The 631-nt window shown below is 53.4% G+C and carries 1 protein-coding gene; it reads right to left on the reverse strand.

Annotated features, from left to right (window positions below):
• Positions 1-631, reverse strand: a 631-nt coding sequence (locus EOE18_RS18220) for a recombinase family protein (protein WP_181953071.1), incomplete at both ends; no start/stop codon positions are given.

Consider the following 631-nt stretch of genomic DNA (forward strand, 5'->3'; position numbering starts at 1 on the left):
CTGCGGTCGCACGGCGACTGCAGGCATAATAACGGTATTGGCCACTTTTGCCTGTGGCAGTGGTCATGCCACCTCCGCAGCCATCGCCGCCGCAACCGCAGACAGCGACACCAGTCAGGAGGTTAGTTCCGTTCTTTTCCGCAGCAACTCCCATTTTCGGGTTGCGTGCCGCCATTTGAGCTTTAGCTGCGTAGAACAGATCCTCTGAAATCAATGGCGGGATGGGAATTGGGATCCACTCATCCTCTGAACGGGTTTCGCGCGTTCGCGAGTCGCGCTGATTATACATCACAACGCCGATGTAGGCAGTGTTGTTCAGGATCCAGTGGACATTCGAAACGTGGAATGGCTTGCCGCGTATCCGCTCGCCGCGCTCATTAAGAATTTGTGCGAGCCGGGTAATGCCAACCTTTTGTCCCTCGTAACCATTCACATATGTTTCAAAAATGAATTGAGGGATATGCATGGTCGCTGGGTCATGCTTGAGCTTTTTTCGGTCTTTGCCTTTGGGCTGCGGGACTGCAACAGTCATGTAACCGAACGGCGGGGTTTGGCCGTTCCAATTGCCCTGCTTCGCATTCGCTAGCATCGTCCGCGTCACGTGTTTTTGAATTTCTGCGGATTGATATTC

Origin of the sequence: Novosphingobium umbonatum, assembly GCF_004005905.1 — a bacterium.
Taxonomy (GTDB): domain Bacteria; phylum Pseudomonadota; class Alphaproteobacteria; order Sphingomonadales; family Sphingomonadaceae; genus Novosphingobium; species Novosphingobium umbonatum.